Annotated in this window: 22 protein-coding genes; 18 read left to right on the top strand and 4 right to left on the bottom strand. The window is 46.7% G+C overall.

Annotation, left to right across the window (positions count from 1 at the left end; translation table 11 throughout):
• Nucleotides 1-10: 10 nt before the first annotated feature.
• Nucleotides 11-463 carry a DUF2269 family protein gene (locus tag FA954_RS13400; RefSeq protein WP_062843388.1) on the bottom strand — a complete coding sequence of 151 codons (453 nt, stop codon included), beginning with the start codon at nt 461-463 and terminating at the stop codon, nt 11-13.
• 14 nt (nt 464-477) lie between these two features.
• Nucleotides 478-765 (bottom strand): antibiotic biosynthesis monooxygenase family protein, encoded by a 288-nt coding sequence (locus FA954_RS13395; RefSeq protein ID WP_062843387.1) that lies wholly within the window; start codon nt 763-765, stop codon nt 478-480.
• Between the two features lie 155 nt (nt 766-920).
• Here FA954_RS13395 and FA954_RS13390 point away from each other — a divergent pair, with 155 nt between their 5' ends.
• The 13 genes from FA954_RS13390 to sigB all read left to right on the top strand — a co-directional run bounded on the left by FA954_RS13390 (nt 921) and on the right by sigB (nt 11,437).
• A complete protein-coding gene (locus FA954_RS13390) occupies nt 921-1,835 on the top strand; it encodes an ABC transporter ATP-binding protein (protein ID WP_175413218.1) in 915 nt (304 codons plus the stop codon).
• Nucleotides 1,832-2,929, top strand: coding sequence for an ABC transporter permease (locus FA954_RS13385; RefSeq protein WP_037997129.1), 1,098 nt, complete (start codon nt 1,832-1,834; stop codon nt 2,927-2,929). The genes FA954_RS13390 and FA954_RS13385 overlap by 4 nt, the downstream gene beginning before the upstream one ends.
• Complete coding sequence (gene acpS, locus FA954_RS13380; protein WP_037997131.1) at nt 2,930-3,310, top strand: holo-ACP synthase; 381 nt, start codon at nt 2,930-2,932, stop codon at nt 3,308-3,310. It begins immediately after the preceding gene.
• A 42-nt stretch (nt 3,311-3,352) separates the two neighbouring features.
• The gene (locus FA954_RS13375; protein ID WP_121874496.1) at nt 3,353-4,891 is read left to right on the top strand and encodes an NAD(P)H-hydrate dehydratase; all 1,539 of its coding nucleotides are present in this window, start codon (nt 3,353-3,355) and stop codon (nt 4,889-4,891) included.
• Nucleotides 4,892-4,986: 95 nt separating this feature from the next.
• Complete coding sequence (locus tag FA954_RS13370) at nt 4,987-5,967, top strand: LolA family protein (RefSeq protein WP_138615196.1); 981 nt, start codon at nt 4,987-4,989, stop codon at nt 5,965-5,967.
• A 40-nt stretch (nt 5,968-6,007) separates the two neighbouring features.
• Nucleotides 6,008-6,505 carry a YdbT family protein gene (locus FA954_RS13365; RefSeq protein ID WP_131470884.1) on the top strand — a complete coding sequence of 166 codons (498 nt, stop codon included), beginning with the start codon at nt 6,008-6,010 and terminating at the stop codon, nt 6,503-6,505.
• Entirely contained in the window at nt 6,498-7,706 is a 1,209-nt protein-coding gene (gene alr, locus FA954_RS13360; protein WP_232335531.1) for an alanine racemase, read from the top strand. The genes FA954_RS13365 and alr overlap by 8 nt, the downstream gene beginning before the upstream one ends.
• A 223-nt stretch (nt 7,707-7,929) precedes the next feature.
• Nucleotides 7,930-8,181 (top strand): CopG family ribbon-helix-helix protein, encoded by a 252-nt coding sequence (locus tag FA954_RS13355; protein ID WP_175413226.1) that lies wholly within the window; start codon nt 7,930-7,932, stop codon nt 8,179-8,181.
• Nucleotides 8,182-8,186: 5 nt separating this feature from the next.
• On the top strand, nt 8,187-8,537 hold the full coding sequence (locus FA954_RS13350) for a type II toxin-antitoxin system PemK/MazF family toxin (protein WP_037998060.1): 351 nt from the start codon (nt 8,187-8,189) through the stop codon (nt 8,535-8,537).
• Nucleotides 8,538-8,810: 273 nt separating this feature from the next.
• Complete coding sequence (locus FA954_RS13345; RefSeq protein WP_052186901.1) at nt 8,811-9,872, top strand: PP2C family protein-serine/threonine phosphatase; 1,062 nt, start codon at nt 8,811-8,813, stop codon at nt 9,870-9,872.
• Nucleotides 9,869-10,204, top strand: a complete 336-nt coding sequence (locus FA954_RS13340) for an STAS domain-containing protein (protein ID WP_037998057.1) — start codon at nt 9,869-9,871, stop codon at nt 10,202-10,204. Before FA954_RS13345 ends, FA954_RS13340 begins: the two co-directional genes overlap by 4 nt.
• Nucleotides 10,201-10,689 carry an anti-sigma B factor RsbW gene (gene rsbW, locus FA954_RS13335; protein WP_037998054.1) on the top strand — a complete coding sequence of 163 codons (489 nt, stop codon included), beginning with the start codon at nt 10,201-10,203 and terminating at the stop codon, nt 10,687-10,689. The genes FA954_RS13340 and rsbW overlap by 4 nt, the downstream gene beginning before the upstream one ends.
• Nucleotides 10,652-11,437: an RNA polymerase sigma factor SigB gene (sigB, locus tag FA954_RS13330; RefSeq protein WP_062843382.1), complete on the top strand. Its 786-nt coding sequence runs from the start codon at nt 10,652-10,654 to the stop codon at nt 11,435-11,437. The genes rsbW and sigB overlap by 38 nt, the downstream gene beginning before the upstream one ends.
• Before the next feature lie 172 nt (nt 11,438-11,609).
• On the opposite strand, the gene FA954_RS13325 is transcribed toward sigB, so the two are convergent.
• Entirely contained in the window at nt 11,610-12,890 is a 1,281-nt protein-coding gene (locus FA954_RS13325; protein ID WP_037998052.1) for a Glu/Leu/Phe/Val family dehydrogenase, read from the bottom strand.
• 688 nt (nt 12,891-13,578) lie between these two features.
• Here FA954_RS13325 and FA954_RS13320 point away from each other — a divergent pair.
• The 5 genes from FA954_RS13320 to FA954_RS13300 all read left to right on the top strand — a co-directional run bounded on the left by FA954_RS13320 (nt 13,579) and on the right by FA954_RS13300 (nt 20,124).
• Entirely contained in the window at nt 13,579-14,139 is a 561-nt protein-coding gene (locus FA954_RS13320) for a class I SAM-dependent methyltransferase (RefSeq protein ID WP_062843381.1), read from the top strand.
• 319 nt (nt 14,140-14,458) lie between these two features.
• The gene (locus FA954_RS13315) at nt 14,459-15,184 is read left to right on the top strand and encodes a response regulator transcription factor (RefSeq protein WP_037998069.1); all 726 of its coding nucleotides are present in this window, start codon (nt 14,459-14,461) and stop codon (nt 15,182-15,184) included.
• A gap of 196 nt (nt 15,185-15,380) precedes the next feature.
• The gene (locus FA954_RS13310) at nt 15,381-16,607 is read left to right on the top strand and encodes a HAMP domain-containing sensor histidine kinase (RefSeq protein ID WP_175413217.1); all 1,227 of its coding nucleotides are present in this window, start codon (nt 15,381-15,383) and stop codon (nt 16,605-16,607) included.
• A 74-nt stretch (nt 16,608-16,681) separates the two neighbouring features.
• Nucleotides 16,682-17,656, top strand: coding sequence for a hypothetical protein (locus FA954_RS13305; RefSeq protein WP_231855205.1), 975 nt, complete (start codon nt 16,682-16,684; stop codon nt 17,654-17,656).
• A 326-nt stretch (nt 17,657-17,982) separates the two neighbouring features.
• Nucleotides 17,983-20,124 (top strand): Tex family protein, encoded by a 2,142-nt coding sequence (locus FA954_RS13300; RefSeq protein WP_037998133.1) that lies wholly within the window; start codon nt 17,983-17,985, stop codon nt 20,122-20,124.
• A gap of 35 nt (nt 20,125-20,159) precedes the next feature.
• Here the strand turns inward: FA954_RS13300 and cmpA are convergent, their stop codons facing one another.
• On the bottom strand, nt 20,160-20,294 hold the full coding sequence (gene cmpA, locus FA954_RS13295; RefSeq protein WP_121874494.1) for a cortex morphogenetic protein CmpA: 135 nt from the start codon (nt 20,292-20,294) through the stop codon (nt 20,160-20,162).
• Between the last annotated feature and the right edge of the window lie 87 nt (nt 20,295-20,381).

Here is a 20,381-nt window from a genome sequence, read left to right as displayed (position 1 = left end):
TTTGGGGTCATCAGAGTTTGACCGATGCAAAGAATATTAAAACCGCCATGCACAAAACCGAAATATTCAGCAGCATGATATAGCGTTTGACGGTTCCGATCACTTGTTCTTTTTCGATGCCGTCGGATTGGACTTTTGCCAACGCCTTGCGGCCGTACAAGACAACGACGAGAATGAACGCAAGGATAAACAAACCTCCAAAACGTTCTTTCACCAACAGCCACAGCGGCTTGTCCACGGCGAATTGCAGCGTCATGTAGATCCCCGTCAGGAGAACAATGACAGAGATGGGGACAAACATGGTCAGATTCCAGCGTTGGGCTCGATTCAACGCATGATCCATCCGTCCCGTCTCGCCGGTGCGGATGGCATCCCTTAAAAGCATGGCCATCAGTGAGGCTCCGCCAAACCAAGTAGCAATAAAGGCGATATGCAAAAACTTGATGATACCGTAGGCAGTCACTGGATAAACCCCTTTCATTCCACGATGATATGATAAGCGGACAGTTCCTGCCGTTCGACATCCCCTTTGCGCCCACCGTGTGCTCTTTCGAAATGTTCGCTTTGGATCCAATTTATAAAATCCTCTTTGGAAGCAAAGACGGTTTCGGCAACGACATGCGATTCATCTTCAGACAGAAGCAGACGGAAAGAGACAAAACCCGGTACTTGTTTCATGGATTCAGGAGCCCGGCTGAAACCTTCCTTCAAGTGCTTCAAATGCTCTTCGGATTGGATCTTGATATGATTGTTGACCAGATACATGTAGGTCCTCCTTCCCGGGACAAAATTAGTCATTCATTTATAGTATATACCATTCTCCTCCCCATAATCAAAAAGATTTAAGAGAACAGAACCCATTTTTAAGAGAGACGGGAAAGTGTATACTGAAATAAAAAATGAAACAGAAGTGATGGGAATTGATCAAGGTTAAAAATTTAACGAAAAAATACGGGGATCAGGTGGTTGTCAACGGCATTTCTTTTACAGTGAAAGAACATCACATTTTTGGATTGCTGGGCCCCAATGGTGCCGGAAAGACAACGACCATGGAAATGATGGAAGGATTAAGGAATTCCGATGATGGAAGCATTGAAATTGCCGGGGTGGATGCGGTCAGAGACCGGGATCGGTTGAAGCAAATCATCGGTGTGCAACTGCAGTCCACCGCATTGTTTGAGCATTTGACCGTCCGGGAAAGTCTGGAGCTTTATGCCGGTTTTTACCCGAAAGCCCGTCCGGTTCTGGAACTTCTACAATCATTTGATCTTCAAGAAAAGGAAAAAACACAGGTGAAACATCTGTCCGGAGGGCAACGGCAAAAACTGGCGATTGCGATCGCGGTGGTGCATGATCCCAAAGTGATTTTTTTGGATGAACCCACGACGGGACTGGATCCCCAGGCAAGACGGCGTTTGTGGGATCTTATTTTTCAGCTTCGCGATGAAGGAAGAACCATTGTTTTATCAACCCATTACATGGAAGAAGCGGAAGTCCTGTGTGACCAAGTGGCGATCATGAGTCAAGGCCGGATGCTGGAGGTGCATTCTCCTGCCGGTTTGATTCGCGGCTTGGCTTCCCAAAGCCGGATCGAATTTGTGCTGCCGGACTCCGGTTTGGATCAAGAATTGTCTGAACTGCCGGGGGTGATGAAAGTCAGCCGGGAAGAAAATGAAGTCGTGTCCATCCACACCAATGATTTATCCCAAACCCTGCAAGAGCTGGTTCCATGGGCAAACCGCCATTTGATTCCGTTAACCGGGCTTCGCACAAGAAGCGCAACGCTGGAGGATGTGTTTCTCCATAAAACGGGAGAGAGGTTGAGAGGGAAATGAAAGCATATTGGCAGTTGGTGAGGGCGCAGCTTCTTTTGTTTTTCCGCAACAAAAACACAGTGATCTGGTCCTTTTTTTTGCCGGTTTTGATGATGCTTGGCCTGGGATTGTTTTTAGGGGACGGGAGTTCCCAAATTTCTTTGAAAGCCGGAGTGGTGGATCTGGATCAATCGTCTCTGTCCGAAGAATGGAAGCAAAATTTTTTCCGGCAGGAAACCGTCAAACCGGCATCCGGGTCCGAGGCGGAACTGATGAAGAAGTTGAAATCCGGGGATGTTGATTTTGTGGTGAAGATTGAAAAAGGATTTGAAAAAGCTTATCAAACCAAACAAAGCGCGAAAAAAGTGTTGATCTACATGGATCCGGTGAACAAAACCCAAGCGGACATGGCCCGGCTGCTTGTGGATCAGACAGTGGATGCCATGAATAAAGAAAAAACCCGCTTTCAACCTGTAATTTTGACGGAAGTGGTATCCATCCAAAGCAGGACGCTGTCGTATATCGATTTTTTGGTGCCGGGCATCTTGTCTTTAATGATGATGAGCAACAATTTAAACGGTGTCGCCGCCACGATCGCGTCTTGGCGGGAGCGCGGGATTTTGCGCCGGATGCAGGGGACGCCGCTGAAAAGTTCCACTTTTATTGCAGGGCAAATGACGGCCCGGATTTTGTTGAATGCCATCCAGGTGATCGTGGTCTTGCTGGTGGCCTTCTTTCTGTTTGATGTTCATGTGTACGGATCCTGGGGCACTTTGATTTTATTGATTTTTCTCGGGACCCTGACATTTATGTCGATGGGTTTTATTGTGGCCGGTTTGTCCAAAACCCCGGAAAGTGCAGCCCCCATTGCCGGATTGATCTCGTTTCCGATGATTTTTGTGGGAGGCATCTTTTTTCCGGTCCGGGATTTGCCGGGGATTCTCCAGTCGGTGGTTCAGGTGATTCCAATCGTGCATTTGACGGATGCTTTGCGCGGTGTGATGAATGACGGCTTGGCACTCGGTCAGTTGATGGTTCCCGTCTCCATCCTGATTGCCTGGGCGGCAGGATCGTTTGCTATCGCGGCATGGACTTTTCAATGGGATGTGAAATGAATGATTGCCGGAATCGGAACGGACTTGATTGAACTGAACAGAGTGGAAAAAGTGATTTCCCGGTTGACAAAGCGGATTCTGACGCCAAACGAACAGGCCGCTTTGCCCGAAGCCCCCGGGCGCCGCTTGGAATTTGTCGCCGGAAGGTTTGCGGCCAAGGAGGCCGTATCCAAAGCGATGGGGTCCGGCATTGGCAAAATGTGTTCGTTTCAGGATATCGAAGTTTTAAACAATGAGCAGGGAAAACCGGTGGTGACCGTTTCTCCCCGGGTGCTTCAGGCATTGTACGGAACCGGTGCGGTTTCCATCCATCTGTCCATTTCTCACAGCGAACACTACGCCATGGCGATGGCGGTGATTGAAATCGATCATAACTCATAAATGGTGGACATACATATATAACGCGGTTAGGAGGGACAAACGTTGTATTTGGTCACGGCAGAAGAAATGCGGAGGATTGAGGAACGGCTCATGGATGAAACCGGCCTTCCCGGAACGGTGTTGATGGAAAATGCCGGGAGATCGGTCGCGGATGAAATTACAAAACGGTTTCCCAAACCGCAAAAAGCGGTGATCCTGGCGGGAAAAGGGAATAACGGGGGAGACGGTTGGGTGATCGCCCGTTATCTCTTGTACCGAAATTGGGATGTGGCTTGCTGGCTTGTCGGAGATCCGGATCAACTCACCCCGGATGCAAAGGTTTTCTATCACGTGCTGCAATCGTTTAACCCCATTCAAACGTATCATTCCGGGAAACGGGATGCATTGAAATCAGAGCTCAGCCAGGCCGATGTGATTGTGGATGCCCTTTTGGGGACAGGAGTGAACGGAAGTTTGCGTCCGCCTGTAAAAGAAGTGGTGGAACAAATCAATGCTTCCGGGAAATGGGTGGTTTCCGTCGATTTGCCGACAGGACTTCATACAGATGGAGCAAGCATTGATTCAGAAAAAGTAAAAGCAGACTTGACTGTCACGTTCCAATATCCCAAATGGGGGCATTTTTCACGGCAAGGAAAAGAATTGAGCGGCGAATTGGTCATCAAAGAGATCGGATTGCCTCCGGTATTAAAGCCGGAGTTGAAACCAAAGGGAAGGTTGAATGATCCGGTATGGTGGAAAAAAAGCTGGTCTCCCCGCGATCCTTGGTCACACAAAGGAAGCCACGGCCACTTGCTCCTGATCGGCGGAAGCAAAGGGATGCTCGGCGCCATATGCATGGCAGGCGAAGCGGCTTACCGGATGGGAGCGGGTTATGTGACCCTCGCCGTTCCGGAGTCGGAAAGACACGCACTGGCTGCCAAAGTCACGCAGCCGTTGATTTGGCCGTGGCCGGGAGAAGGCACCTTTCATCCCAACAGTGCTGACAGGTTCCAAGAAAAAGCCGGTCAAATTTCTGCAATGGCCATCGGTCCGGGGCTTGGAAGGTTTGAGGGGGAAGACAAATGGTTGCGGGACGTCCTTTCTTCCATGCAAGGACCGCTGGTGCTGGATGCGGATGCATTGAATATTTTGGCGGCTTATCCGGATTTGCTCGGAGATCTCCGGCACAGAAAGGCGCCGGCGATTATCACGCCTCATCCTGGAGAAATGGCCCGCCTGACCTCCCTGTCGGTAAAGGAAGTGGAGGCCGGCCGGGTGGATGTGGCCCGTTCATTTGCCAAGCATACCGGAATGATTGTTGTTTTAAAAGGAAGGTTTACATTGATTGCCCATCCTGACGGCACGGTGTTTCTGAATCCGACAGGAAGTCCTGCACTGGCCAAAGCCGGTTCCGGCGACGTGTTGACCGGGATGATCGGTTCCCTTCTGGCACAAAAGGTTTCGCCGCTGGAAGCGGCGGCCATGGCCGTTTACCTGCATGGAAAAGCCGCCGGGTTGAGCGGAACCCATCCGCACAGTATGGTGTATACTGATTTGCTGGACGGGATTCAACGCGCGGTCCGCCAGGAATTTGTCGAGTGATGTCCCTCGCTAGCCGACACATTTCCCGGGAAATTGACGAAAGGGATGGTTCTATGTGTCGGAAGAAACCATTTTTCTGTTTTTGGATCTGCCTCATGCTATTGGCAGTGGCCGGATGTGGTGTCAAAAATGAACAAGATGTGGTCAGTGAACTGGCACAGCGGACGGAAAAAATGGAGTCATACATCAGCCACGGGAAAATGACGATTTTAACCAGCTCCGAGCCACAAGTCTATGACATTGAAGCCTGGTATAAGAAACCTTCTTTTTATCGGGTTTCCATTAAAAATGTAAAGAAAAACATCACTCAAATTATTTTGCGGAATGATGAAGGGGTCTTTGTGTTGACTCCCCATCTGAAAAAAAGCTTTCGTTTTCAAAGCGACTGGCCGCAAACGAACGGGCAGATTTATTTATACCAATCCATCATCCAAAGCATTATTGACGATGAAGAACGTATGTTTCAGGCAGAGAAAAAAGCATATCAATTGGAAGTATCCGCAAAATATCCGTTTAATCAGGAAGCCGCCAAACAAAAAATCTGGTTGGATTCCAAACTGTTGCCGACCCGTCTGGAAGTTCTGAGTGAACAAAACCAAAAGCTGATGCAAGTGCAATTTGACCGTTTCCGATTGGATGCGACCTTTGACGACGATGCTTTTGATACGGAGCGGAACATGAAGGATCTCCCGTCAATGGAAAAACAAGTCGTCGCTCCCGCGAAACCGGATAATAACGAATTGGCGTCCGTGTTGCCCGGCTATATTCCGGAAAAGAGCCATCTGGTGAGTGAACAAACGATCCAAACCCCGGAGGGACCGGTTCAAATCATGCGTTTTCAAGGGGAAAAAAATTTTACTTTGACCCAACGGAAGCCGCAAACCGTCGCCACCAGCCTGCCGCTGATGGGAAAACCTGTTGAATTAAAAAGCGCCATCGGAGTCTTGTTGGAGTCCGGGGAGATGAAACGGCTGGCATGGACTTATCAAGGGGTGGAATTTGAAATGATTGGAAAGCTGGCGGAGGAGGAAATGGTGAAAATCGCCAATTCCACCTTTGATCAGCTGGTCAAATAATGATTCCTGCTGAAACGGCGGGTTTCTGAGAGAAGCCCGCATGCATTCATTTTTCTTTCAAGAAGAAAAGAAAGCTGGTATAATACTTTCTAGCGTTTGCGGTAAAGGGATGAAGCAAATCATGAACCGACAGATTGTAAAAGAGCACACTTCGTACTGGACCCTTCTTTATCGGAAAAAGCGCTGGATGCGGATGATGGAGTCGTTTGCTTTTGTTTTGGGGCTTCTCGTCATCCTCATGTTTTTTCCCTTTCGCAGTCAGCCTTTCATATTTTCGGTCATTGGACTTGCCATGGTCGTTTTCTTTGGTTTTCCCTGTCTTTACCGATGTTGGTTGCGCCCGCACTACACGCTTTATCCTGACCGTTTGGAAATTCGGATGAGATCCCGCACCGAAACGATTCCTTTGCAGGAGATGACAAAAGATTTTGATTTACCGTATGGATATGTAATTCGTGGCAAAAGGGAATACTTACTGGTAAGCAATCATTTTTTAGAAAAGTTAAACGGTCAATTGGAAGTGATAAAATATGGCTGAATTGAATTGGGCAGATTATATGGGCAGGGATACAGTCGTTGAAGTGGATTTGGATGCGCTTACACACAACATTTATGAATTTCGCAGGCATTTGGAGAAACAAGTCAAAATGATGGTTGTCGTGAAAGCGGACGCTTACGGGCATGGAGCGGTGGAAGTATCCAAAACTGCTTTGTCGGCAGGGGCTTCTTATTTGGCGGTAGCCTTTGTGGATGAAGCGGTTGAACTGAGGAATGCAGGGATCACCGCCCCCATTTTGATTTTGGGTTATACGCCGCCGCATGCGTATCAAACGGCGGTTGATTACGACTTGACCTGCACGGTTTATTTGCCGGAGCATTTGCGGAAGATGGAAGAGGCCGCGATCAAAGCGGGCAAACCCTTGCGTGTTCATGTCAAAGTGGACACCGGCATGGGAAGATTGGGACTGGCTCCGGAAGAAGTGTTGTCTTTTGCACGGAAACTGGAACAGTCGCCACACATTGAATGGGAAGGAATCTTTACCCATTATGCGACGGCTGACGAGGCCGACAAGGATTACGCTCTGAGCCAGGAGCAAAAGTTTCGGAAAGTGATTGAAATCTTGTCCGAAAATCATCTCCGGCCGCCGCTGGTGCATATCGCCAACAGCGCAGGGGCCATTGATCTCAATGAATACGCATACGACATGGTGCGGTTGGGAGTCAGTGTGTACGGTTTTTACCCTTCGGCGGAAGTGAACCGCAAATCGGTTTCGCTAAAACCGGTTTTGACTCTAAAAACCAAAGTTTCTTCCGTCAAGAAACCGCCCGCCGGCACCGGAATCAGTTACGGAAAAACGTATGTCGTCAACGGGGAAGAGTGGATTGCCGCGATTCCGGTTGGGTATGCCGACGGGATCAACCGCCACTTGTCCAATCGCGGGCATGCACTGATTCACGGGCAAAAGGTGCCGATTGTGGGCCGCATCTGCATGGACCAATTGATGTTGAATGTGACCGGGGTGATGCCTGTTGAAGTCGGACAGGAAGTGGTGCTGTACGGAAGACAACAGCAAAATGTCATTTCGGTGGATGAAGTGGCCGATATGCTTGGAACCATTCATTATGAAGTCACCTGTATGTTGAGCCACCGTATTCCGAGGGTTTACTTGCGTGACGGGAAAGTGACGGGAATCGTCAACCGGTTGCGGGAGCCGGTGCGGATGCAGTGTCTTACTTGACAGCATGGACAACTGTTAATATTTTATGTATAAACATGTTGAGTGAAGGAATTTTATATACTTGAGCGAATAGATTAAACTAGGTTTTTGCTTTTATGTTGGTTTATTGATGAATGATAAGTATATTTTTGCAACATCTTCATCATAATGGTAGTATTGATAGGGGAATTTAAACGGTGATGATTGGTTGGGGGTGCTTCATTTGTCCGGTACAAAAAGAATCATGATCAGCCTGCCAACAAAATTGCTTCAAGAAGTGGATGGCGTTGTGGCGAGGGAAAATTCCAATCGGAGTGAGTTTATCCGCCAAGCGATGAGAATGTATCTCCAAGAGCGGAAAAAGCGTCTGATTCGTGAAATGATGCAACGCGGCTACATGGAGATGGCACGCATCAATCTCAACATCGCTTCGGAAGCATTTGAGGCAGAAGAAGAGGCTGAAGATACTTTGGATCGATTGGTTAGTGGGGTGTAATTGATTTGATTGTGAAACGTGGCGATGTTTATTTTGCTGATCTATCCCCTGTGGTCGGATCCGAACAAGGTGGGGTTCGGCCTGTTTTGGTGATTCAAAATGATATTGGCAATCGGTTCAGCCCCACCGTGATCGTCGCCGCGATTACAGCTCAAATTCAAAAGGCCAAATTACCTACGCATGTGGAAATCGATGCCAAAGCATACGGGTTTGATCGTGACTCGGTCATATTGTTGGAACAAATCCGAACGATCGATAAGCAAAGGCTGACGGATAAAATCACTCATCTGGATGATGAAATGATGAATCGTGTCAATGAAGCGTTAATGATCAGTTTGGGTATGATTAACTTCTAGCAAAGAATGGATGGAGCCGTCCATTCTTTTTTTGTGCGAAAATCGGGGAAGGCCCCGGTTTTTTTCTTTGCGGGATGGTGTTTGCCGGGTTTTTTTCGCATGGTTGATCTCATCCGTTTTGCAATCCTTGGATTCAGCCAACAAAAGAAAAGGGTGGTATAATAGAATCGTTCAGCAAGTCGTGTGCATATTTTATTTCTTTTATATCTGTGTTATTTTATTTCCAAAATGGATTGTTCTGTTTAATATTGAAGGCGGATCAAGGAGACCAATATGGACATTCATTTAAAAAAGTTATATCAGAAGCTTTTGGCTTCATATATTACTTCAAAAAAAGAAGATCATTTGTATAGTGTGCAGCAGCTGAGTAAATGGTTTTTGGAAAAGCGGATTCCTCCGGACGAAGTGGTAAACATGCATGTCAATGCCATGAAAGAGCAATATCCCGATATGTCGGATGATCTGAAAGCCTCGTTTGATCTGTTGATTGAGATCATGATCGGCTACGGCATTTCTTATCGTGAAAAAGAGAAACTGGTCAATCGGCACCGGGAATTGGAAAATGAGATCGAAGTGGCGGTCGGAATGCAACAAACTTTGTTGCCGGACGGGCCTCCGAAGTTGGGAGGCGTCGATATTGGCGTGGTGAGTGTGGCCGCCAAACAGATGAGCGGCGATTACTATAACTTCGTTGATCATGGTTCGGGATCGCTGGGCATCGCTATTGCCGATATTATCGGAAAAGGGATTCCCGCGGCTCTTTGTATGTCGATGATTAAATATGCGATGGACCGGCTGGATGATCAACCGTCCGCTCCTTTATCGCCGTCCCAGGTTTTGCGCGATTTAAACACCGTGGTGGAGCGCAATGTGGATCCGAGTATGTTTATCACCATGGTTTACGGGGTATATGATTCGTTGAACCATCATTTTCGGTATGCTACCGCCGGGCATGAACCCGGGCTCTATTATTGCCATGAAACCGGCGAGTTTGTTGATCTGGAGACCAAGGGGCTTGTGCTTGGCGTATCCAGGGAAGTCAGGTATCCGGAATATAAAATCCGGTTATCACCTCAAGATGCGATTATATTATTTTCCGACGGGGTAACGGAGTGTAAAGTGGATGGCCGATTTATTGAGCGGGATATGTTGAAAGAGATTATCCGCACGCATATTCATCTCCCGGCGCAAGAATCTGTTGAAACCATTCACCAAGCACTTTATGATATGTGTGGTTATAAAATTCGAGATGATCAAACGATTGTTATTTTAAAACGTGACGCAGATGAAATGGATACGGGGGACCCAGAGCAGAAGGAGGTCGTGGGTGAATGAATCTGGTTGTGCACGAAAAAAAGGAGAAAGAGAATCAGATCACAGTCATGGTGGAAGGGGAAGTTGACGTATATACTGCTCCCAAGTTAAGGGAAAAGTTACTGCCTCTTTGTGACGGAAAAAAACGGATCACGGTCAATTTGTCACAAGTGGATTATATCGACAGCACCGGGCTCGGCGTTTTAATCGGGGCATACAAAGCACAAAGGCAAACGGCAGGAAAACTGATCATATCCGGTATGAATCCCCGGTTGTCCCGTCTTTTTAAAATCACAGGTTTGTATGAGATTATGGAAATTGAAGATCAAGCGCAGGAGGATGGCCGCAAATGAGTGATAAACCCTTGGATTTGGTTAATTTGATGATTCCCGCCAAACCGGATTATGTTGGGATTGCAAGATTGACTGTATCTGGAATTGCCAATCGCATGGGGTTTTCTTATGATGACATCGAGGATCTGAAATTGGCAGTTTCCGAAGCTTGCACCAATGCTGTCGATCATGCTTATTGCGGCGGTGAAGGCGAAATTGAGGTGACTTGCAATATTTTCCCCAACCGCATTCAGATTGAAGTGATCGACCGCGGAAACAGCTTTGATCTGGATGAAGTGCAAAAGAGAACCGGCCCGATTAAAATGAGCGGTTCCATGAACGGGATCCGTGAACGCGGGTTGGGGTTGTACTTGATTAAATCCTTGATGGATCACGTCGATATCAAAGGTGATAACGGAGTCATTGTGAGAATGACCAAGTATATCCGAAAGGACGTGGTGGAAAATCATGTCGAAACGTCCACATCCTTCCCCACTAACCGATGACCAAATACTGGATTTGATCAGCCGCTTTCAGAAAAATGAGGATTCAAAAGCACAGGAAACCTTGATCCATCATTATCGCGATCTGGTCGAAACCATTGCGCATAAATTTGCATACGGCAATGAACCGTATGAAGATTTGGTGCAAGTGGGAATGATCGGATTGATTGCATCGCTGAAACGATTTGATTTGTCCATGGGGCGGAACTTTGAAAGTTTTGCCGTCCCTACCATTGTAGGCGAAATCAAACGGCATATGCGGGATAAAACCTGGAGCGTTCACGTTCCCAGGCGGATTAAGGAGCTGGGGCCCCGGATCAAAAAGGCGGTGGAAGACTTGACGGCTCAATTGCAGCGTTCGCCTCGTGTGAATGAGATCGCGGAGTATTTGGGAGTCAGTGATGAGGAAGTCTTGGAAACGATGGAGATGGGACGAAGTTATCATGCGGTTTCTGTGGATAACCCCATCGAGGCAAGCAATGACGGAAGTCAGGTGACCCTGCTGGATCTGGTGGGAACAGAGGATAAAGAATTCGAACAAATTGACCGGAAATTGTTATTGGAGAAAATTTTTTCAGCTTTAAGTGAAAGGGAACAAGAGATATTAAAATTAACCTTTTTTGAAAACCTCAGCCAAAAACAGGCAGGGGACCGGTTGGGAATTTCCCAGATGCATGTATCCCGTTTGCAGCGCCGGGCCTTGCAAAAATTGAGGCAGGCAATCCGGATGGAGCCTTCCGAAGTGATATGAAGTGTACCTTGTTGAGGTATGCTTTTTTATTTTGGGCAAAAAATGCTCCTCCAGGTTCCGGGTTCGATCAGAGGAGCCTGGAGGAGCCGTGCTTTTCAGAAACAGACAGAGGGATGAAGCGTGAGGAATGACCGGTTCCCGCTTTCAAAAGAGGGAAGGAGAGAACGCTTGATCAGATCCAGCCTCTGGCTTCAATGGCTTCCGTAATCCGTTTGATGGCCACCATATATGCTGCCGTGCGCAGATCCGTGTTTTCTTTTTGGGCAAGATCGTAGACCTCATTGTAAGAACGCACGATTTTTTCTTTCAGTTTGCTGTTGACTTCTTCTTCGGTCCAATAATAATGCATCAGGTTTTGCACCCATTCGAAATAAGAGACAATGACTCCTCCGGCATTGGCCAGAATGTCGGGGATCAAATGCACTCCTTTTTTGAATAAAACTTCGTCAGCTTTGGGGGTTGTCGGTCCGTTGGCTGCTTCGGCGACAACCTTGGCTTGGATGCGATCAGCGTTTTTGCGGGTAATCACATTTTCCAGTGCGGCCGGAACGAGAATGTCCACATCCAATTCCAAGATTTCTTCCGGATTTTCGAGGATCTGTGCATCGGGGAGATCGGTGATTTTGCTGTTTTTGTCATCCTTCAATTTTTTGACTTCTTGAAGGTTTAAACCATCTTTTTGGTAAATGGCGCCCGAGGTGTCACTGACGGCAACAATTTTGCAACCTTTTTCGGCCAACAAATCGGCAACGATGCGGCCGGCATTTCCGAATCCTTGCACCGCCACAGTGGCGCCTTGGAGGGGGTTGTTTAACTTTTCCATTGCCTGCTCAATGGCAAAGGCACAACCTCTTGCCGTTGCTTCATTGCGTCCTTTGGATCCGCCCAGGCTGAGGGGTTTTCCGGTGATGACTCCGGGGCTGAATTTTCCTTTCATCCGGCTGTAAGTATCCATCATCCAACCCATGGTTTGGGCATTGGTATAGACATCGGGAGCAGGAATGTCTTTTTCCGGCCCGACGATATCGGCAATGGCTTCAATGAAGCCGCGGCTGACACGCTCAATCTCACCTTTGCTCAACTTGCGCGGATCGCAGATGACGCCTCCTTTTCCGCCGCCATAAGGAACATCGGTCACCGCACATTTGAAACTCATCCACATGGACAAAGCTTTGACTTCATCCATCGTGACATCGGGATGAAAGCGGATGCCCCCTTTGGTCGGCCCCATGGCATCGGTGTGCTGGGAGCGGAATCCTTCAAAGACACGGATGGAACCATCATCCATTTTGACGGGGAAGGAGACACTCAAAACGCGTTTCGGCTTTTTAAGAATATTAAGAATATCCTCGGAAACCCCCAGCTTCTTGCCAGCTTGATCAATCTGAATCTGAACAATTTCATACGGATTCAAAGACTCAAGTTTGTCAGACGTAACGGTGGATACTGGCAATGTTGAATCATCCTTTCATTAGTAAAATTGTTCACAAAAAACTTTTAGATAATAAATTTTTTGATTAATAGAATTAATAACATTCTATTAATCAAAATGAATAAATATTTATATAAAATAGTTTACCAAACATCCATGGGTTTCTTCCACACTTAATTTCTAATTGTATAATTTTTCTTTTTCAAGCAAAGGATTGCACGAGAGAACCCGTTTATTAATGTTTTCCAAAACCAGAAGTTATAAGCATCACAGCGTTTACCACATATTTCCTTTGTTTTGGTCTTTAAAAAAAGCAGTTTTATGAAAGAGCCGGTTCGAATGAAAAATGAATTTCAGTCCGTATGATTTTTTAATTGATTTGTATTTTTATGAGTTTTGTTTTGGAATGATAAATTTTATTTATGAATGCGCTATCATTGGTATGTGCTGAGTTGAACAATCTCCTGTTTCAAAAGGGGACTTGCCTGTTCATAATGGCTTCTCCCTTTTTAACATTGTCCGGCATAAAGGAACGAAGGCGTTTCATCTTCGTTTTTTAAGAATATTAAGATGATTGGTTGGGACAAGCTGACGAAGAAGGGGCTTTGCGCAAGAAAATGTTTCTTAAGGAAATGATAAGAAAAAAGCTTTATTTATTTTAAGAATCATGATTTATCTTGTATTCAAATTCACAAAAAGGGGATGCGAAATGATGCAATCGCTCATGCAAAGAATCCTTTTTTTCTCGAAATTCATGTCTTCGCCAAGAACCATCGGCAGTATCACCCCGAGTTCCAAGTATCTTGTCAATTCCTTGTTGAAACCGGTAAATTGGGACCAAACCAAAACGGTATTGGAATTGGGAGCGGGAACCGGAGTTGTGACCCGGGAAATTGCAAACCGGGTGAATCATTCCTGCCGGGTGATCACTTTTGAACTGGATCCTGAACTCCGCCGGTATTTAAAAAATCAATTTCCAAGGTTTGTTCACTGTTGTGATGCAAGAAATCTGAAACAGGAATTACGCCTGCAGGGAATGAATGAGGCGGATTGTGTGGTTTCTTCGTTGCCTTTTGCCAATTTTTCCAAACAAGATTGCTTGAAGATATTGGATGAAATACAGAAAGTATTGTCTTGTAACGGGGTGTTTGTGGCTTATCAATATTCTTTGCACATGTTGCCAATGCTCAGAAGTTGTTTCGGAAAAGTGGAAGTGCGGTTTGTACCCGCGAATTTGCCCCCTGGTTTTGTTTATGTATGTTCAAAATAAGGAGGAGGATTTATTGGATCCAAGAGAAGTGATTTATTGGGGGTTGGGTGTTGAATAAGATCATGCTGCTCTGTTTTTTTCTGTTATGGCCGGGGAGCGTGTTTTTTCGGATTGTCACCGGGTCACAGGGGAGAATTTGGGGGCCGTTGGAAAAAGGATCTGACAGAATGCGGGGAACGGTTTTCCTCGACAGATGATGCCCTGTTTGAGGGGGTGTTCATGGAAAGTTTCATCTCTTCCTGCAAGCGCTGTGCTGTTTTTTTGGCACTTGACACTTGGATGGTTCAAACTCAAAGAAAAAGGCGGTTGGAAAAACACGATGAGAAATGATCAACCGGTGATTCTGCTCGTCGATGATGATCAAGAAATCCGACAGTTCATGCAACTTTATTTACACAACGAAGGATATCGCATTTTACAGGCGACCAATGGAAAGGAAGCATTGCAGTTGGCCGATTCCCATGCCATTGACTTAATGGTGTTGGACTTGATGATGCCGGAAATGGACGGGTTGGAAGCCTGTATCCGCATACGGGAAAAATACTGGATGCCGATTATCATGCTGACTGCGAAAACGAATGACTTGGATAAAATTCAGGGGTTGAGTATCGGGGCCGACGATTATGTGACCAAACCTTTCAATCCATTGGAGCTGGTGGCCCGGATCAAAGCTCATTTGCGAAGGTATCTTCATTTTGATACGAAAAGTTTCCGTCAAGATGATGTGATTACGGTTCAGCATCTGACCATCCATCTGCTTTCAAGACAAGTTTTTGCCAATGAAAAAGAAGTCCGGCTCACCCCCAGAGAATTTGATATCTTGGTTTTGCTGGCCCGCCATCCCGGAGTGGTTTTTACCGCTGAACAAATTTATGAAAGGGTATGGAATGAACCGATGTTGACATCCAATAACACCATTATGGTTCATATTCGAAAGATTCGGGAAAAGGTTGAACTGGATCCCAAACGGCCAATGGTGATTCAAACAGTATGGGGGGTTGGTTATAAAGTTCAGTCATCACCGGCCCGGGATTCCCGTGGTTAAAAAGTGGATCCCTCAAGCTTTTCTATATTTGTACCAAAGGATTGCGGGCAGTTTCAGGATCCAAATGGTCGGGATGGTCCTGATAAGCGCGGTTTGTGCATGGCTTTCATTTGGATTCACAAAATATATTTTTTATACGACTGAACCCTATTATACTTATCCGTCTAACTTTGGATTACAACAAAGGATCAAAGGTTTGGCTCCCGTCATTCAACAAATGCAACCGGATGAAATCAATCATTCCTTAAACCGGCAAATGAAAAAAACAGGCATGAAGCTGATGATTGTAAGCAAGGAAGGGGATGTTCTTTATCATTCGGGAAATGTTTCGGAAACCAAAGTGGATCTTTATCAAATACAGATGAAGATGGCCCGACAAGAAGAAGCCGTCCGTCATGACTCGGGATCAAGAGAAATTGTTGCATTGTACCCTTTTTCGTTAAAGAATAAGGATGTTTATTTTATTGCCGGCAAGAAGGATCGTCCGGTCACCGGGGCTTATCAAAGAGTTAATTCTGTCCTGACGTCGCTTACCGCTGTTCTTATCTTTATCATGGTTTATTTCCTTCTGACAAATAAGAAATTAAAGCAGATAAAAATGGTTGTTCAAGGAATGAATGAGATTGCAGCAGGGAATTTCAGCTGTCGTTTGCAAGAGACGGGACGGGATGAAATTGCCTCGATGGCGGTTCATGTGAACCGGATGGCGGAACAATTGGAAAAAAACCGGGAGCAAGAACAAAAAGCGGAGCGGGAACGCACCGGACTCATCACCGGCATTTCCCATGACCTTCGGACTCCTCTGACTTCTGTCATCGGCTATTTGAGATTCGTGCAGGACCATTCAGACATGAAAAAAGAAGAATTGGTTTCATCTGTTAAGATCGCCCTTTCAAAAGCTGAAAAGATGAAACAAATGATCGATGACTTGTTTGATTATGCCAAGTTGACGCATGATCAAATCCAAATCCAAAAAGAAACCATATCCTTAAATACTTTGTTGGAACAGTTATTGGAAGAATCATTCATGTTGAGGGAGCAGAATGACTTGGAAATAAAAAAGATGTTATGCAACGGGGAACTGCGGGTCAAAGGAGATCCGCTTTTGATGGTGCGGTTGTTTGACAATCTCATTCAAAATGCCGTTCGCTATGCAAAGAGGCCGGGGTTTTTGGAAATCATGACACATCAACAAGAAAAGAAAGCGGTGATCGAAATCGGGAATCCGGCTGAACCGGTCGATCCGGACACGTTTCAACAACTGTTCGGGATGTTTGTCACGGGGGATCCCTCCAGGTCCAAAGGCGGATCGGGATTGGGGTTGGCAATCGTGAAGCGGATTGTGGAAATGCATCAAGGAACGATTCAAGCCTGTCAAAGGGAGGGGATGATCCGGTTTCATATTCGTCTTCCTGCAGAGTAAATATCGTTTGTTTATTTTGAATATAAAGAGGAATTAGAGAAATGCATAGAATATTATTCATAAGGGGGGTCTTTATGAAAACAGGAAAGATGAAGCGTTTTCTGATGTTTGTGGTGATTACCTTGTGCGTTTCGATCCTGCTTCCGGACACGGCCGGGGCTGCTTATTACAACACGTATACCACCGTTTCGCTTCTCGGCAATGCCAACAGTTGTTACGCCGCGCAAGGATTTGCCGTGGGATCGACTTACACCTATTCCATCAAAATCAACAATGATGAAACCAAGGCGGTGATTTACCGGACGAGAATGAGTGACGGAACCACGACACTCATGACGAACGGGGATAACGGAACCACTTATGCAAACTACCTTGGCCACGCCAATGACATTGCCCTTCACAGCAACAACGGAAATTATTATATGTTTGTTGTCACCATGAAAGCCGGCAGTATGAGTCTGGTGAAACTGAAGTATGAAGGGACGAAGTATTATAAAGCCGGAAACTACACCATCAAATACAATGGCGAAAATAAAGCGATGTCGGGAGTGGCGATCACCGGAAAAGATGCCGACAACATCCACTTTCTCTTTAAATCCGGAACCACTTTTTACCGGGGTTCACTTCCTTTGAATGCAACCAGCGGCACGATCAACGTGACCAAGGCTTTTCAAATAAATATTAAAGATGCGTTGGTCAATCATCAGCCCGTCCCTACAGAAATCACGGAATTCGCCACTCAGGGAATCGGTTATTACAACAATACATTATATTTCCCTTTGACTGGCAATACGGTGGAAAAATACAAGAACGTCAGCATCATCCTCGTTTACCGGAATATCTCCACGGCTTCCGGCACGATCCATGCCGATGATGATCTGTCTTTCCGCATCACGTCCGGTCAATATCCGGATCTTTTCGAGATTGAGGGGGTCGGAATTGCCAACGGGGATAAACTCTGGTTCCATGCCAACCGGAGAAAATCTTCCGGAGACACGGCTTCGGACAATGTCGCTTATTTTAACGATTACAGCGCTTCAAAAGAATAATTCCCGGATCAAAAAACAATGCCACGGCTTTATATGGGACTTGCCAAACCATATGAAGCCGTTTTTGCGTTATCGGGCTTTCCGGAAGGAGAAAGCGGATTTTATGGATTTTATCCGGGGGTGGCAAGAAACCCGGAGGGGTCGTCCGCCGTTGAGGCAGGTATTTCCGCAGGGGCCGGAGAAATCGTTTTATTGTTTTGTCAACGAATCTTCCATCTTTTGTTCCAGGCTGCGGACCGGTCCGGTTGCATTTTCGTTACAATAAATAAAGTTGGGCCGTAAATGCTCGGTTTTGTTTGAGAGGAAGAAAGCAGGTGATAGAAGTTATGGATCAACAACGGATGTTTTCCCTGATCGCCAAAGAGATGGGGATTTTGACAGAACAGGTGCAAGCTGCTGTCCAATTGATGGAAGAAGGAAACACCATTCCTTTCATTGCCCGTTACCGCAAAGAGAAGACCCGGGAACTGGACGAAGAACAATTACGGCAGATTGAAGAAAGATATCATTATTTAACGCAACTTGCCACCCGCAAAGAAGAAGTGATCCGCCTCATTGACGAACAAGGAAAGTTGACCGAAGAGTTGCGGCAAAAAATTGAGCAGGCGACCAAGTTGCAGGAAGTGGAGGATTTGTATCTTCCCTATCGGCCGAAGCGAAAAACCAGAGCGTCCATTGCCCGTGAAAAAGGGCTGGAACCTCTGGCGCGCATCATGGCGGAGACGACCGATCCTTCTGCGATTGAAGAAGCCGCGCTTCAATTTATCAATGAGGAAAAGGAAATTGATTCAAAAGAAAAAGCGTTGCAGGGAGCGATGGACATTTTGGCGGAGGAATTGTCCGAGGATGCGGAGATCCGCAAATGGGTGCGCGAATTCACCTGGAAGACGGGCATTCTGGTTTCCGCCGCCAAAGATAAAGAAACCCGGTCTGTTTATGAAATGTATTATGATTATTCGGAGCCTGTACATAAGATGCCGTCCCACCGGATCTTGGCGGTAAACCGGGGAGAACGCGAAGAAATCCTCAAAATCAAGATCACCGTGGACGAAGAAAAAATTTATGAGCGGTTGGCCCGGTGGTTTTCCATTCCGGTCCATCCTTTTTTAGAATCGGTGATTCAAGACAGCTACAAGCGGCTGATTGCCCCGTCCATCGAGCGGGAAGTGCGTTCCCGGATGACGGAGGAAGCGGAAGAACACGCCATTCAGATTTTTTCCGAAAACCTGAGGCATTTATTGTTGCAGCCGCCGGTCCGCGGAAAAACGGTATTGGGGATCGATCCGGCTTACCGTACCGGTTGCAAATGGGCGGTGGTGGATGAAACGGGAAAAATGCTCGAAGTCGGCGTGATCTACCCGACCAAGCCCCAGGAAAAGGTGGAAGAAGCCAAAGCCACGGTGTTGGCGCTGATTGACCGGTATCCGATTGAAGTCATTACCATTGGAAACGGAACGGCATCCCGCGAAACGGAGGCTTTTGTCGCCCAAGTGATTCAAGAAGCACCGCGCCCGGTTTATTATGTGATTGTCAATGAAGCGGGAGCAAGTGTTTACTCGGCATCCAAATTGGCCAAAGAAGAGTTTCCGGATTTGGATGCCGCCCGGCGCAGCGCGGTCTCCATTGCCCGCCGCTTTCAAGATCCCTTGGCGGAATTGGTGAAAATCGACCCGAAATCGGTGGGCGTGGGACAATACCAACATGATGTTTCGCAAAAAGAGTTGAGCTGCAGTTTGGCCAATGTGGTGGAATCGGTCGTGAACTATGTGGGGGTGGATGTCAACACCGCTTCCCCGTCACTTTTGCAATATGTATCCGGGATCAGTACGTCGGTTGCCAAAAATATTGTGAAACAAAGAGAAGAAAAAGGCCGTTTCATGGATCGCGCCGAGTTGAAAGACGTTCCCCGCCTGGGGGTCAAAACTTATGAGCAATGCATCGGGTTTTTACGCATTCATGACGGGAGCAACCCGCTGGATCAAACCCCGATTCACCCCGAGTCTTACCATATTGCAGAAGGTCTTTTGAACCTGTCGGGATTAACGCCGGAACAAATCGGTACCGATGAATGCAAAGAAATGTTAAAAAAAGTGGATGTCGAAAAAACGGCCGCTGAGTTAGGCTGCGGGGTTCCCACATTAAAGGATATCATTGAAGCTTTGTTGCGTCCGGGTCGGGATCCCCGCGATGAAATGCCGAAACCGCTTCTCCGTTCGGATGTGTTGAAGCTGGAAGACCTCAGTCCCGGCATGCATTTGAAAGGAACGGTCCGGAACGTTGTGGACTTTGGCGCCTTTGTGGATATCGGGCTGAAAAATGACGGTTTGGTTCATATCTCGAGAATGAGTGAAAAGTATGTGAAAAACCCGATGGATGTCGTCACGGTCGGTGACATTGTGGACGTGTGGGTGGCCGAAGTGGATATTGAACGGGAAAGAGTCGGATTGAGCATGGTTCCCTTAAGCTGAAAAAAGTGCCCGGTTGCGGGCGCTTTTTTTAAAAATCAGGCTTGTGGCGAATCAAGCCGGATTTTTCCTTGCTTGTGGTATTCAAACCAACATTGGTTTAAAAAAATAATTTGCCGGCGGTCTTTGTTGAAAAAAGCTTGCATGAGTTGCTTGATCAGCCACTTAGGCATTGTTTCCGGTCCCCCTAAAAAAACTTTTATTTATACATATGTAAAAATGAGGTCGATGTGCTCCGCTTCCCGGACGGATTTTGTAAG

This window comes from Thermoactinomyces vulgaris, assembly GCF_005886755.1.
Classification (GTDB): domain Bacteria; phylum Bacillota; class Bacilli; order Thermoactinomycetales; family Thermoactinomycetaceae; genus Thermoactinomyces; species Thermoactinomyces vulgaris.
Note: the sequence above shows the minus strand (reverse complement) of the source record. Positions and strands in the feature narration are given on the sequence as shown.